At 47.2% G+C, this 13,987-nt stretch carries 12 protein-coding genes and 1 pseudogene; 2 read left to right on the top strand and 11 right to left on the bottom strand.

What is annotated here, in order from left to right:
• Positions 1-88: 88 nt before the first annotated feature.
• From BMI79_RS19395 to BMI79_RS24430, 8 genes are all read right to left on the bottom strand, one after another.
• Entirely contained in the window at positions 89-1,192 is a 1,104-nt protein-coding gene (locus tag BMI79_RS19395) for a PDDEXK family nuclease (protein WP_076943750.1), read from the bottom strand.
• Between the two features lie 10 nt (positions 1,193-1,202).
• On the bottom strand, positions 1,203-2,966 hold the full coding sequence (locus BMI79_RS19390; protein ID WP_076943749.1) for a restriction endonuclease subunit S: 1,764 nt from the start codon (positions 2,964-2,966) through the stop codon (positions 1,203-1,205).
• Positions 2,966-4,438, bottom strand: coding sequence for an N-6 DNA methylase (locus BMI79_RS19385; RefSeq protein ID WP_076943748.1), 1,473 nt, complete (start codon positions 4,436-4,438; stop codon positions 2,966-2,968). Before BMI79_RS19385 ends, BMI79_RS19390 begins: the two co-directional genes overlap by 1 nt.
• A gap of 71 nt (positions 4,439-4,509) precedes the next feature.
• On the bottom strand, positions 4,510-6,951 hold the full coding sequence (hsdR, locus tag BMI79_RS19380) for an EcoAI/FtnUII family type I restriction enzme subunit R (protein ID WP_076943746.1): 2,442 nt from the start codon (positions 6,949-6,951) through the stop codon (positions 4,510-4,512).
• 329 nt (positions 6,952-7,280) lie between these two features.
• Positions 7,281-7,697 carry an immunity 63 family protein gene (locus tag BMI79_RS19375; protein WP_076943745.1) on the bottom strand — a complete coding sequence of 139 codons (417 nt, stop codon included), beginning with the start codon at positions 7,695-7,697 and terminating at the stop codon, positions 7,281-7,283.
• Between the two features lie 152 nt (positions 7,698-7,849).
• On the bottom strand, positions 7,850-8,638 hold the full coding sequence (locus BMI79_RS19370; RefSeq protein WP_076943743.1) for a hypothetical protein: 789 nt from the start codon (positions 8,636-8,638) through the stop codon (positions 7,850-7,852).
• 246 nt (positions 8,639-8,884) lie between these two features.
• Positions 8,885-9,142 carry a hypothetical protein gene (locus BMI79_RS19365; RefSeq protein ID WP_076943742.1) on the bottom strand — a complete coding sequence of 86 codons (258 nt, stop codon included), beginning with the start codon at positions 9,140-9,142 and terminating at the stop codon, positions 8,885-8,887.
• Positions 9,139-10,380, bottom strand: coding sequence for a VENN motif pre-toxin domain-containing protein (locus BMI79_RS24430; RefSeq protein ID WP_076943741.1), 1,242 nt, complete (start codon positions 10,378-10,380; stop codon positions 9,139-9,141). Before BMI79_RS24430 ends, BMI79_RS19365 begins: the two co-directional genes overlap by 4 nt.
• A 231-nt stretch (positions 10,381-10,611) precedes the next feature.
• Here BMI79_RS24430 and BMI79_RS19355 point away from each other — a divergent pair, with 231 nt between their 5' ends.
• Positions 10,612-10,923: a hypothetical protein gene (locus BMI79_RS19355; RefSeq protein ID WP_076943739.1), complete on the top strand. Its 312-nt coding sequence runs from the start codon at positions 10,612-10,614 to the stop codon at positions 10,921-10,923.
• A 35-nt stretch (positions 10,924-10,958) separates the two neighbouring features.
• Here the strand turns inward: BMI79_RS19355 and BMI79_RS19350 are convergent, their stop codons facing one another.
• A complete protein-coding gene (locus tag BMI79_RS19350) occupies positions 10,959-11,249 on the bottom strand; it encodes a barstar family protein (protein ID WP_076943738.1) in 291 nt (96 codons plus the stop codon).
• 144 nt (positions 11,250-11,393) lie between these two features.
• Here BMI79_RS19350 and BMI79_RS19340 point away from each other — a divergent pair.
• Positions 11,394-11,666 (top strand): annotated as a pseudogene (locus BMI79_RS19340) (IS3 family transposase); the annotation flags it as partial.
• Positions 11,667-11,964: 298 nt separating this feature from the next.
• Here BMI79_RS19340 and BMI79_RS19335 read toward each other — a convergent pair.
• On the bottom strand, positions 11,965-12,237 hold the full coding sequence (locus tag BMI79_RS19335) for a hypothetical protein (RefSeq protein ID WP_076943737.1): 273 nt from the start codon (positions 12,235-12,237) through the stop codon (positions 11,965-11,967).
• A gap of 17 nt (positions 12,238-12,254) precedes the next feature.
• Positions 12,255-13,987, bottom strand: a 1,733-nt coding sequence (locus tag BMI79_RS24425) for a VENN motif pre-toxin domain-containing protein (protein ID WP_167370528.1), incomplete at its 5' end; no start/stop codon positions are given.

The following is a 13,987-nucleotide window of genomic DNA, read 5'->3' as shown; positions in this document are numbered from 1 at the left end:
ATCTCTCCTTTTCTTTTTTTCACCTTACTTGGGGCGTGTATTTTTTATGCAGTCTCTTGTATATATGGAAAAAATCATCACCAGGGCATTACAATTCTGTGTTCCAATTTCCGAAATAACGCTTTAATTTATCTACAGTGTGCCGCCATTTCGGGGTTGTAGGCTTACAGACCGTATTTTGGTTGCCGAAGAAACCGACCTCGTTAACCGCTTCTTGTTCACTGCGGGTTTCCAGCCATTTCACCGAGACAAAATACTCCGACTTATCGGGGTCATCCGCATTCTGCTGATACAGATCGCCGTACTTAAGCACCTCCATCGCCAACTTTTCCCCTTGTTCGGTGTTAATGGTGAAGCTACTAGCAGGCTCAACGGCGCTCTGCACTATACCGACGCCGACGTAACCCGTTGCCGGGATTTTTACCCACACACGATCGCCAGGCTGAAGTTGTTTTAACGTTTGGCTGTACCAACTACCACCACCGGCGCTGATAAAATCGTAGCGACGAGCCTCTTCCCAATTGCGGCTTTGCGGGTCGCCAAACGAGACATAAAACTCACCGTTCCAGGGTTCTTTTGCATTGGCGCTTGTGCTTGCGGTGGCCTGTGCGGCATTGGTTTGCGTCTCACTCGGGTCGATCAGCCAGGCGCGGCTTAAGAATTGCTCATCCCCGTGCTGGAATACCTTAAAGAACAGGACGTTAATCGAGATGCCGTTCTTGCTCAGATAATCGACGATACGCTCGGTGGAGGGATCCAGCTCCGCCGCCACGATAATGATTTGATGCGACTGGTTGAGCGACTCTTCTTCCAGTTCGGTATTAAAGCGCTGTTTAAATGCCTCACCCAGATTGCCACCACCGGAGAATTTTTCGTAAATCTGCGACAGGCGATCGGCGGTTAAGTCATCTACCCACGAGGCGTAATCCAGCGCCTGCGCGACCACCTCGCGCGGCGTGCGGTCGCGTTTAAGCTCAATCAGGATCAGTGAGGCATCCGGCGCAATCGCCAGCAGATCGATACGCCCCTTATCGAGGGTATTTTCCTGATGGCCGATAATCATCCACTGATCGGAGAGGATAGTCGGGTCGTTTAAAATCATCTTCTCCAGCAGTTGCTCGCTGGCGAGTTTGCTGATAGTTAGCGGTTGGGGATTCTCCCCAACCCGCCAGATTGCATGATGAACCGGCATCGTCTGTTCCTTAGTTTAATGCTGCGTCAGTGAGCGCATCCGCTAGGTGGAGCTGGGTTTGCTGGGCGGATTGCAGGCGGGATTTGAGACGATCGCAAATTGACGAAAGGTGTTCTATTTTTGAAACAATTCGCTTTTGTTCCTTCTCTGGAGGCATAGGGAAAAGAAAATTTGATATTTCCGAAAGATACAAACAAGGTTGTGCTCCCCCTCGTTTAGTTTCATTGATGATTTTCTGCAATAAAAATGAGTCCATTGAAAACTTAAGATAGTCAGAATTAAACAACAATGGTTTTATAATTGCCACACTTCTTACTAATGCAAAGTTAGCACTCTCTTTTATTAAAGAACTACGGCCAATTGTTCCGCCAACAGATACAATTAGAAGATCACCAATCTCAGGAAGACATCGCTCTCTTGATTTAAGATAATCCTCTTCAGAAATATAGTCGCAGTTATCGTAATCAAGATATCCATCTCGAACATTTTTAGCCGACAATAATTTATAACCGTTATTGATTCTCGGTGGGGTTTTATGATCACCATCAGTTATTTTTGACGTGATGTTTTGTAACTTGCACCACTCCCACCCCTCCGGCAACTCAAACGGTTTTTCCTCATCACTCACTGGCGGCAACGGTTTTTGTTTTTTAATTTTTCCTTCTTTCACCAGTTGCGCTTTTTCCTGCTCAATACGTTTAAGCAGTTCAGAAGCCGGTTCGTCGTTAGGATCTTGTGGCACCAGTTTACCCATCACGGCCAGTTGCAGAATGGTTTGCTTAAGCGCGTCGATACTGGCTTCGGTGGTAAACAGTGTGTCGAAATGCTGGCTAATTCGCGCCCAGTTGTCGGCGAGTTCTTCGGCACTTTGGCTATCGGTCAGCGTTGCCAGCAGGGTTTCTACCAGTTGCTGGTGTGCGTCCAAACTGGTTAGTGATTGTTGTTCCAGTTGGTCGCAGAGGAACATTAAGTCACGTGCTTTATTAACAATTCTTAATTGTTCTAATAATGGTGGAACTGGAATTTCAAAAAGCTCAAGGGTTTTTTTACTAAGACCTTCGATTGCCATTCCCACTTGACGTCCCCATATTAATTTTTGTATTACAGGGGATGTAATGGCTAAATGAAGAAAACTAATCATTTCTTTTTCAATTAACCTAATAATTGTCACGTGTTGATTAACATTCGCTTCACCAACGTTATTTGGGTAAATGGCACAGCGTCCTAAAGATGCACCAGTGATATTTAACAATATATCGAACGCTTCAACCTGAGAGCCATCCATTTGAGAATGAACCTCAGACGTAATAAATACTACATCATCCAACTTTAGCCCATCATTCCAAATATTCTGAGAGCGTAAAAAAGTGACTCCAGAAGAAACATAGGTACTTTGTCCTCCTCTAGGGGTACTTCCTGAACCGATTTTTGTAGCTATTTCTCCCAAACGTATTACATCCCACCCCTCCGGCAATTCAAACGGCTTTTCATCCTCGTTAATTTCCGGCAGCGGCTTCTGCTTTTTAATTTTCCCTTGCTTTACCAGCTCCGCTTTCTCGGCAGCAATACGCTTTAGTAACTCAGACGCCGGTTCATCATTCGGATCCTGGGGCACCAGTTTGCCGCGCACCGCCAGCTCCAGAATCAGCTCGCGCAGTTTTTTAATGCCGTAGAGGTCGATTTTGCCGTTACTGCCACGCCCGGCCGTGGAGCGGGTTTGCAGCGCAGAGGACCAGATATCGATATGGTCGGTGATCAGCTTCTCAACGGTCATCAGTGCGCCCCCTTGTTGCTTGCCAGCGCCGCACCAAGAATGTCACGTAGCTGGTTACGCAATTCGCTGATTTCAGCCTGCTGCGTCTGGTACTGTGCCAGTAATTCGTCAGGATCGTGGCTGATGGTTTCGCCCTGGTACGGGTTCTTGATATCGAGGTTAAAGTTGCGGGCGATGATATCGTCGATGCTGACTTTCCACGCCAGATTGTTCTCTTCACGGCTGGCAAAGCCGTCGGCTTCATTGCCCCACCAATCGATTTCCGCCTGGAATTCTTCAAACTTCATCGGTTTGGTTTTGCTGTAGTTCTTTACGCCGTCCGGGTACGGGTGCTCATAGAACCATACCTGTTTAGTCGGCTGACCTTTGGTGAAGAACAGAATATTGGTTTTAATACCGGTGTAGGGGTTAAACACACCGTTCGGTAACCGCACAATGGTGTGCAGGTTGCATTCTTCGGTGAGCAGCTTTTTAATTTTAGTTTTTACGCCTTCACCAAACAGCGTGCCGTCCGGCAACACCACCGCCGCGCGGCCTTTGTCTGCCAGCACTTCGATAATCAGTTGCAGGAACAGATCGGCAGTTTCACGGGTCTGCATCTCTGCCGGGAAGTTTTTCTCAATGCCGTCTTCTTCGGTGCCGCCAAACGGTGGGTTGGTAACAATCACATCAACCTGCTCATCCCACGAGGAAAGCGGCTTATTCAGCGTGTTGTCATGGCGAATTTGCACCGGCACTTCGATACCGTGCAGCAGCATATTGGTGGTACACAGCAAGTGCGGAAGCTGCTTTTTCTCTACGCCATAGATCTGTTTTTGCAGCGTTTTATGGTCTTCGGTGGTGTTGACGTAATGCTCTTTAACATGGTCGAACGCGCAGGCGAGGAACCCCCCGGTGCCGCACGCCGGATCCATAATCGACTCGCCCAGCTTCGGGTCAATGCGGTTGACCATAAAACGCGTTACCGCACGCGGGGTATAGAACTCACCTGCATTACCGGCGCTTTGCAGGTCGCGCAGGATCTGTTCGTAGATGTCGCCAAACAGATGGCGCTCCTGGCTGCTGCTGAAGTCGACTTCGTTAAGCTTGTTGATTACCTGGCGCAGCAAGGTGCCGTTTTTCATGTAGTTGTAGGCATCGCTGAATGCCTGTTTGACCACAAAGCCGCGCGGGTTTTTATCAATTGATGCAGTGAGGTTTTTCAGCGTCGGGAACAGATCGTCGTTCACAAATTCCAGCAACGCATCACCGGTAATACCTTCGCTGTTTGCCGCCCAGCTTCGCCATAAATAGCGTTGTGGGATCGGAAACTGGTAGTCATCCTGCTCCAATTCCAGCTCTTCTTCCTGGGTATCAAAAATCTTCAGAAACAGCAGCCATGAGAGTTGCCCCAAGCGCTGGGCGTCGCCGTCCACCCCGGCGTCTTTACGCATAATGTCCTGAAGGGATTTAATGATTGAGCTAATTGACATGTTTTATTTCCATACTTAAAAAGGATGCCACCGGCCGCATCGGCGGCCAGTGGCAATATGTTCATAGGCTATCAGGCTAAGCGCGGAGGTAGCTGGTAGATTTCGTTCTCCAGTTCGTTGACGGCTTTCTCATAGGCCTTTTTGTCACCAAAGCGGGTTTTGATGATTTCTATTGGACGACCCAGCGTGTCGAACGGCTTCAGTTTGAGTACTTGGACGTCTTCGATTTCCCGTACCCCTTCGTCGGCGTATTTATCTAACAAGGTGCTTAACACTTGCTGAGCCGGTTCAGCGTATTTGGTGAAGTAGTTACGTTTGCGCACATTGGCTGCGCGCTCCTGACGGGTTAACGGCGGCTGACCGTACACCACGTGGCAAAGCAGATCAAACGGATCGAGATCTTTACCTACCTCTTCCGCCAGCGCATCCCACAGAATGCCCAGTTGCTCCAGCTCTTCAATGATGACCTGTTTACGTGGCGCATCCTGCCATTTGCGCACGAAGCCATCCAGCGAGGCGTACTCACTGTCTTTGAGCAGCGTTTTGCGGGTGTAATCCTGAAAGGATTCGGTCACCAGTTTGCCATCAGAATCGTAATACTGGACGCGCTTAGCCAGCACTTTTACGTCTACGCCATTGACATAGTATTTGTGAACTTTGCCTTCGTCATCGTCATGGAACTCGCTGTTTCCTGAGTTTTTATCATGGTTGACCTGATAGTCAGCGGCGTCTTCTCTCGCTTCACTGCTGATATTATCGCCATCATCCGCATTCTCTTCCGCATCCAGTTGTTCATTGAAGTCTGAATCTTGGTCGGAAATATCGCTGGGTTTTACCACCAGCACTTTTTCTGGCACACCGTCAAAGCGTGGGTCGGCAAACAACTCGGTCGCTTTTTTGAAATCGAGAATGGTGAACCACAGCTTGCCGTGCTTTTCGTTGATACGCGTACCGCGCCCGATGATCTGTTTAAACTTGGTCATCGATTGAATGTTTTGATCCAGCACCACTAGCTTGCAAGTCTGAGCATCAACACCGGTGGTCATGAGTTCGGAGGTCGTCGCGATAACTGGGTAAGCTTTTTTAGGATTGATAAAATTATCCAGTTGCGCCTTGCCAATATCATCGTCGCCGGTGATTTTCATCACGTATTTTTCGTTCTTCAACACCTGTTCGGGGTTAAGTACCACCAGCGCATGGCGCATTCGTTCTGCGTGATCAACGTTGTTGCAGAAAACGATGGTCTTATCCATCGGGTTGGTACGTTTCAGGTAGTCGGTAATGGTCTGTGCAACCAGCATGGTGCGTTCATCAATTATCAAGTTGCGATCAAAATCTTTCAGGTTGTAGATACGGTCTTCAATCTCTTTGCCGTATTTATCCAGTTGGCCTTTAACGGGCCGCCAGCCCTGTACATCTACATCAATATCGACACGTACGACTTTGTAAGGCGCCAGGAAACCATCTTCAATCCCCTCTTTCAGCGAATAGGTGTAAACCGGCTCACCAAAGTAGTCGGTATTGGAGATATCTTCTGTTTCTCTTGGCGTTGCCGTCAGACCAACCTGAGTAGCACTACTGAAATATTCCAGTATTTCCCGCCAGGTAGAATCTTCGGACGCACTGCCACGGTGACATTCGTCAATCACAATCAGGTCAAAGAAGTCAGGAGCCACCTGCTTATAGGCTTTCTGATGTTCTTCCGATCCGGTAATCGCTTGATACAGCGCCAGATGTATCTCATAAGCCGGATCAATGGTGCGTCCGGTGACTTTGTTCATCGCGGTGCCGAAAGGTTGGAAGTCGTTGTTTTTAGTCTGATCGACCAGAATATTGCGGTCCGCGAGGAACAGGATGCGTTTTTTATTTTTGGCTTTCCACAGCCGCCAGATGATCTGGAACGCGGTATAGGTTTTTCCTGTACCCGTGGCCATGACCAGCAGAATGCGATTCTTTCCTGCCGACACAGCATCTACCGTTCGGTTGATCGCCTGCATCTGATAGTAACGGGGTGATTTACCGCTACCGTCATCGTAATAATCCTGGCTGATAACCGGTAACTGCTCCTGAGTAAATCCTTTCCAGACACAGTATTTTTGCCAGAGCTGTTCAGGCGTTGGGAAGTCGCTGAGGGCAATTTCGCATTCGAGCTGCTGCGGATTGGTTTTATCGTGGAAAACAAACCCATCACCGTTGGAGGCAAACACAAAGGGCACATCAAGCAGATTGGCATAATCCAGCCCCTGCTGCATCCCCTTACTGATGGCGTGCTTATTGGCTTTGGCTTCGATAACTGCCAATGGCAAGTTCGGCTTATGGTACAGCACGATATCGGCAGATTTTACTTTGATACGTGAGGCCAGTTTGCCACGGACCACAATCTTGCCATCACGCAGTTTCACTTCCTGGCGAATCTGCGCCAAATCATCCCAGCCTGCATCCTTAACCGCAGGAAGGATAAATTTGGTGATGATGTCCGTTTCAGTCAGATGCGTTTTGTTTACGCCAGCCATAGCAGATCACTCAGCAAAATAGATTAGCTCTGATTCTACACAGATTAATGCGTCAGGTAATGGCCTGAAACGATGTTTTGGCATGAACGGTGGCGGGAAACCTGCACGGTACACGAACTGTTACCCTTCCCGGATAATACCTTCACCGACTGACTGGTTCTATGTGATGCAGAACCGGTGAGTTGCGTCAATGTGAGTTCACCGCACCATTACAGTAGAAAAGTTAAGTTCCCTGGATGATCGATCGGTTGCGAATCGCTGATCGATGTTCCACGCGAAAACATGATCGATCAGAGCGGAATACGCAGCCAAGGTTGTTCAGGTTGTCATTATAGATGGAGGCTATCGTCGTAGGGTGATTCAGTCAGAGTTTTTTGAATTTCATATCGTGCTTCTGCTCCCCATACAGGATTCATATTCACCATTAATTCAATAAATTTTGGAAAAGCGATGCGTCGTCCATCTTTGCCTTTCACCCTGTGTTCTAGTTCATATTGGAATACTATTTTATAAGCCAACTCTGACATAATCCAATAAAGTAGCTCATCTAAAGAGCTGGTAACCTTTCTCGAAAATTCATAGCCTCTTTCTGAATAAATATAATTATACACATTATTTTCAAATGTAATATATGGAGTACCATCACCAATAGGTGCGGTGCAAAGATTAACCGAATATCTTGGGAGACCAGCTCGTAAAATCATCCCGTCAACTTTTTTCTGAATTTCATCGATACTAAGCGACATATCAGCTAACCTCATAAATATATTTATTTTTCAAAACCCATTCGAAATTCTCTCGCCCTTACATCTTAAGTGATTTTTGAACGACACTACTTGTTGTCTTACCAAAACTGAGAGCGTTCACTGTTGCCACTAACGACTATTAATTTTATATTTTATTTTTTACAATCCTTGGCATTGTAGCTATAAATTTTTTCATCAAATCCTTTAATATACACATAGTCAACATGCAAATCGTAGAGAACTAATATAGGTTCATTGCAAAACGCTTGAAATGCATCAAGATTCTTCTTGTACAGCTCTGATGATTTTATTTCACTAAGTTCAATATTCTCAACTGAATATTTATACGTCAACGTCTTCTGATAAACATAATAGTCTTGTAACACAGTATAGTAGTCTATACGTAAAGGTAACGGCTGTTTTTCTTTAGCCGAATTTATTTTATTTTCAAGATCGTTCCATACAGATGACTCATTATTTTTCGCCAGATAATTAAGCCCCCACGATGCTGAAAACAACAATGCAAGTGAAAACACAAGACTGATAATTGTAATGATATAAAAATTTCTTTTGCTAAAGTGATTCAACCTCTGATAACGGTGATAAAGGAATGTCCCAGCAACACCACTTGAGAAAAAAAGAAGAAACATAGTCATCATTATAGTACCGTTGGTCTGAGGACCTTGTGCTGAAACTTTCGTAGCAATAAAAACAAGCAGCATCAAGATTGCACAAACTCTACTTCTACGATAAATACCGTAGGCCAATCCGGAACTAATGAGCACGTATGGTAGATTATAGAAAGAGGCAAGTCCCTTTAATCCATCAAACCAAGGGTAAATGGCGAATATGAGCGTTAAAACGGCAGACAACGATGCGGCCTGCCAAGCATTTTTTATTGAGCGTTCAAGGAGTTTTGGTAAAGGAGAAACTTTTTCCATTTGTATATCTATCCATTAGTTTACTGGAGGCTACATGGTAACCTCATTACTTAAAGTGGTAACGACTTATCTTATTTTTTGCTAAAATGCCACCCCAAATTTGAACATCAACTGGTTAAGGTACAGCTCAAGGTAGTTCAGCTATTCGATGACATCATGATGATAGCACCCACGAACAACCAATTCGATTACCATATCACCGTAACATTACACAACCCCGGCTTAAATGGCCGGGGTTGGTTTTACTTAATTAAGATCAGTGGGAGGTTTTTTTCGGGCTTTATATTCATCAATCTTTGCAAAAATCCAAGAGCCTATACCGGCAGCAGAACCAGCGATCCCACTCAATACTAAAGTATCAATCAGTTTTTTCCTACCAATAAGGAAATGTCCTTCATGCATGAAAACAATTCCACATTGAATCACTACTCCAAGAATGAAAAAACAAACAAAACAGTAAATAACCCCCAAAATTAATAGAGGGAGCGTTATTTTCTTTTTCATTTTTTCTCATCCTTTTTCTCATCACTGCTTTTATAGTTTTTCATTCCGTTACTAATTACCTCGGACAAAAAGGCTCCACCAACGTCACCAACAAAACCAGACGAATTACCAAAAATAGGTTTCAGAGTGATAGGAGCCAACTCTCCAAATCCTCCGCCCAAAAATGCACCAGCTCCAGAACTTAGTTGTGCTCCCACATTTGGCCCATCACTAAATACTGACCCGCCCATTGCTATCCCGGTATTCGCCCAAATTCCCCGCCCAGGAGCAAGACCACCTGTGACAGTTGCGCCAATACTACCTTTATAGTCCCAGGTCTTATTTTCATTGCCCGGCTGATTCAAGTCGTACCACTGATAGGTGCCATTGACAATACTGGCTATGGTCGAACCCGCAGCCACTTTGCCTATCCCTGCTGCTGGTCCTAGATACCACGCACCTGCAATCAACACCCCATCCACATAACCATCGACGATCACTTTAGCGATATCTTGCCCTTCCGGCATATCTCCTTTTGCCAATTTATCTAACCCGGCTTGTTTCTGCTCTGGAGACAGGCTGTTATCTTCCGCATATTGATTCCACGACGCAGCTGCTTGCCCGTAATCCGCCATGCCTTTACCAAAATCGTTCGGCACTAAAAGGTTATTGTTTTCGAGAGCGTTCTTCCCGGCCTGTCCTCCCGCTACGGCGTTCGCCGTGCAGTCACCCACTACGCCACCAACTAGCCCCGCCGCCAAGGTGCCAAGAGCGCTGATGGTCTGCCGCTGTTCTTCCGTCAGATCATCACGCTTAATACCGGGGTACATCTGCTGGGCGATAAATTCCCCCATCACTGCGCCGCTGGCACCTGCCAATGCACTGTTGCCATTCACCGCAGCCGTCACCGCACCCAATACAGCGTGCGCCATCAGGTTGGCTTCGGTGTTCACTTTCTGGGTGGCTGGATCAGTGGTCATATTGTGAATGACTTCCGCCAGATACGGCGCACTGGCTCCCGCCAAGGCTTTAGCCATATCACCACCGGCCAGTCCCTGAATGGCCGCCGTTGCCGCTTGAATACCCTGCTGTAGTGAGCTGCCGGTGCCGTACTGCTTCATGGCATCTTTATAGGCTTGGGTTTCACGCAGTTGCTCGGCTGTCTTATCCGGGTACTTCTCTTTCGCGGCTTTGAGCCCGTTGATATCCCCCTGCGTTCGTGCAATATCCGCCGCCTGACTGCCGATTTCACCGATCAACTGTGCTTCTTTCAGCCGGTTTTGTTCTTTTTCCTTAATAAGCAGTCCGACGTTCGATCCCCAGGTTAACTCACGTTTCCCCTGTACAGTCAGCCAGTTACAACAACTTTTCGCCAGTGCATTTTCACACCGCCAACTTTTTGCCCCGACGCGACTTTTACGCCCGTGACGCCATTTTCCCCAACCTGTTAAAGAGCAACTGCACCCACATCATAGCAGCGGCGTCAGCCGCTGCCATTACCGCTTTTCCGGGTTTTCTCCGCGGCGGCAGGCCGAACCCGGCCCCCGTTACAACTGACGCTCCAGCATCATACACTCTGGATCACCGTCGTCACCGACGAAGCCACCTGGGAAGCACTATGTAAGGCCAGCCAAGACCGCCTGGATCTGGGTGCGGATTGGGTGAGAGATAACGGTGAGTTGATTATCGGCGGCGACTGGCTCACCGAGTCCGGCATTACCGATGCGGAACAACTGGAACTCATCATTGCGCACGGTATGCTTCGGTTGCAGCGGCGGGAAGTGGATGTTTTCAAAGCATAAAAAGCAAAGATCCCGCCACGAGGGCGGGATCTTTATTATTTCAAGATATAGTCAAACTTCTCATCCCAGTTAAACTGTATATCTTGCTGTTTTGTTTGCTCAAAGATTTGAACAATTTTATCAAAACATTCACCAAGACAGCTTCTTGATTGCTCGGAGTTTAACCAAATTATCGTTACTGGCCTTTCTACGTCATTACTTAGGCGATCCCTGAGAGCATCAAGATTTTTCCCATAATAAGGACCAAAATCTAATAACGTGGACATAATCTTATGGAAGTCAGGCTCAGTTTTTATACTCGCTCCGTCTAAAATTACTTCATTCATATTCACTTCCATTTACCTATTGAGGTCGCAGTCTCATAGTGATCTGTTGTGATATATAGCAAGCCATCATTTGAGTACAATAACCTTGCTCCCGGTTGATTGCTTCTCGACATCGTATTATTTAGTCCTATATCAGCTTCTTGCCAGTACTGTTCATCGGACTATCAGACCTTGCTGAAACGCCATAATCTACGTGGAAGCATGAGCGCTAGAGGCTGTTGTTATGACAATGCCTGCGTGGAAAGCTTCTTTCACTCGCTGAAAGTGGAATGTATCCACGGAGAGCGCTTTAGCAGCCGTGAAATGATGCGGATGACGGTGTTTAACTATATTGAGTGCGATTACAATCGCTGGCGTCGCCACAGTGCCTGCGGCGGTCTCAGCCCGGAACAATTTGAAAACCAGAACCTCGCTTAGAGCCGTGTCCACATTACGTGGGTAAGATCAATCCCGTGACTTCCCGCACTAAGGACTTGCGGCGCTGACACCGTAAATATCGGGAGCCCGCGTCCCACATGGCTTCAACGGCAGCGACAACGGACTCAGCCCCTGGGCCAAAGCCCCCCGACACCACACTCAGCACTTCACCACCTGACGACCTGCCTCCTGTAAACCAGATGCAGGTCTCATAAACCTGTCAATACGAGTTCACCGGAAGCACACGGATTACCTAGGAACCCCGGCCAAAGGCGGGGTGTTACAAATAGTATTGTTATCAGCCTATGTTATACTTCAAGCAAACAGCATCTGCTGTAAGTTCTCCACAAACCAATTGATCATATTCTTCTTTCGTAATTTCCGTGGTCATTTCTCCACCTTGTAACCGCCCAGAAAGACAAGAAAAGACATATTTGTCTGAAACTTTTTTTACTCTCCACCAACTTGGATCTGTGGAAAACTCACCCTCTTCAAGCTTTGGCTCTCCCAAAATCACAGGAGTTCCTTCAAACATAAAATCTGTGCCGATAATTTTCACTTTATCACTCATAAACTATGCCTTAATCGCTAATTTTGGATCTTGTTCAGATCAATAATCGTTCCATTTTTTATTTTAGAGAAGTCCATTGTTGCTTCTGATACTCCCCCAGAGGTCTTTCCGCCTGGCAACCAATAGCTATTGGCTCCCCTTTCATTACCTGATGGAATTTTTAATCCTGAAAAATCCTCTTTTTTGATATATACAACCACCGTATCTGAGCCACTCAAATAACCTTTGTCTAAACCTAATTTTTGCTCAACAATTCTTAGATCACCTTGTGATTCTTTTAATATCTTATTGAATTCAGATGCTGGCAGAACAAAACCACCATCGGGACCAAACGTTGTATGCTTATCAATACCGCTTTTAGATGTAAACCTCACAGCGCCATCATCAAACTTAGCCAAATGCGCCTCTATTTGAGCCTTTGACATGTATGTTGATGGATCAGGCCTTTGTCCTTTAGGGATGCTAACAATCTCATTTATTTTAGCTTGGCTTAAATTAGTTACCTTCCCTGTATCCGCAACCAATTTTTCCAGACTGACACCAGCAGCCTTGGCACCGTAAACTATCCCCACCGTATCCTGGATGGTGATCGCTATCTTGGCCCAGCCGGGAACATCCTCCAAAGCTTGCTGATATTTTGCAGAGTAGGCCGCATCCTGAGACATCTTGGCCTTGGCCTGTTCAGGCGTATAACCCTGATCTACCAGCTTGAGCAGATCACGCGAGTAGTCCCCTATTAAATCACCGAATTTCGCCATTTCCTCCGGGAACTGGTCGCGTAAGTCGTAATAGGTCTGGTATTCCGCATAACCCTGATAGCTTTCTTTAGCTGCCTGTGCCAGCTTCAGTTCATGAATACATCCCGCACTGGCTCCATTAGCACAGGCATCCTTCAGATTCGCGTCACTGGTAAGATCCTTTTGTGTCAGGTTAGCCAGATCTTTCACTTCACTGTCGGTAATCGTGCCATTGGCCAGTTTGGTTTCCAGTTGCTGTTGGCGGATCTTATCGCTGGCGTTGAGATAGTTATTCTCCACCGCGTTCTTACCCGCCTGTGCTCCCGCCAGAGCATTAGCACTGCTATCACCGGTCACGCCCCCGGCCAACCCTGCCGCCAACGTTGCTAATGCACTGATATTCTGCTTCTGCTCTTCACTCAGCTTGGCGATTTTCTCATCAGTGTCTGCACCGTACAACTGCCCCGCCAGATAACGCGCCGCCAGTTCGCCACCGGCTGCACCCGCTGCTCCAGCCACCGCCGAGTTGCCGCTCATTTCTGCCGCTATCGCGCCCCATACCGCATGCGCCAACACGTTGGCCGTGTCGTTACCTTTGGTGTACGCCTTGATTTGCTCTGCCGCATACGGGCTTAACCCACCGGCAATCGCCGCCGCCATATTGCCACCGGCCAAGCCCTGCAATGCTGCTGTGACGGCTTGTGCTGCTTTCTGCAAGTCACTCCCCGTGCCGTATTTCTGCATCTCTGCTTTATAGGCATCGGTATTGCGCAGCGCTTCGGTATCACCCTTCAGCTTCGGATTGGCCTTCAGTGCCGCCTCAAGCCCGTTGATATCTCCCTGCGTCCGGATGATATCCATCGCCTGACCACCGATTTCACCGATGAGTTGCGCCTGCTTAAGCCGATTCTGTTCTTTCTCTTTGTCAAAAATTGGCCCGATACTGCCGTTGGCGTTCTCGGTATCTCTGCTGAGTTCAGCCACATCTTGTTTCTGGTTGGCCTGGTCACGGA

This window comes from Serratia oryzae (assembly GCF_001976145.1).
Lineage (GTDB): Bacteria > Pseudomonadota > Gammaproteobacteria > Enterobacterales > Enterobacteriaceae > Chania > Chania oryzae.
The sequence above is the reverse complement of the archived record's forward strand: the minus strand, read 5'-3'. Positions and strand labels throughout refer to the sequence as shown.

Excerpts from the sequence above, each read along its gene's own strand:
- BMI79_RS19370 (WP_076943743.1), bottom strand. The coding sequence starts at position 8,638 with ATGGAAAAAGTTTCTCCTTTACCAAAACTCCTTGAACGCTCAATAAAA.
- BMI79_RS19395 (WP_076943750.1), bottom strand. The coding sequence starts at position 1,192 with ATGCCGGTTCATCATGCAATCTGGCGGGTTGGGGAGAATCCCCAACCG.
- BMI79_RS19365 (WP_076943742.1), bottom strand. The coding sequence starts at position 9,142 with ATGAAAAAGAAAATAACGCTCCCTCTATTAATTTTGGGGGTTATTTAC.
- BMI79_RS19350 (WP_076943738.1), bottom strand. The coding sequence starts at position 11,249 with ATGAATGAAGTAATTTTAGACGGAGCGAGTATAAAAACTGAGCCTGAC.
- BMI79_RS19390 (WP_076943749.1), bottom strand. The coding sequence starts at position 2,966 with ATGACCGTTGAGAAGCTGATCACCGACCATATCGATATCTGGTCCTCT.
- BMI79_RS19335 (WP_076943737.1), bottom strand. The coding sequence starts at position 12,237 with ATGAGTGATAAAGTGAAAATTATCGGCACAGATTTTATGTTTGAAGGA.
- hsdR (WP_076943746.1), bottom strand. The coding sequence starts at position 6,951 with ATGGCTGGCGTAAACAAAACGCATCTGACTGAAACGGACATCATCACC.
- BMI79_RS19385 (WP_076943748.1), bottom strand. The coding sequence starts at position 4,438 with ATGTCAATTAGCTCAATCATTAAATCCCTTCAGGACATTATGCGTAAA.
- BMI79_RS19375 (WP_076943745.1), bottom strand. The coding sequence starts at position 7,697 with ATGTCGCTTAGTATCGATGAAATTCAGAAAAAAGTTGACGGGATGATT.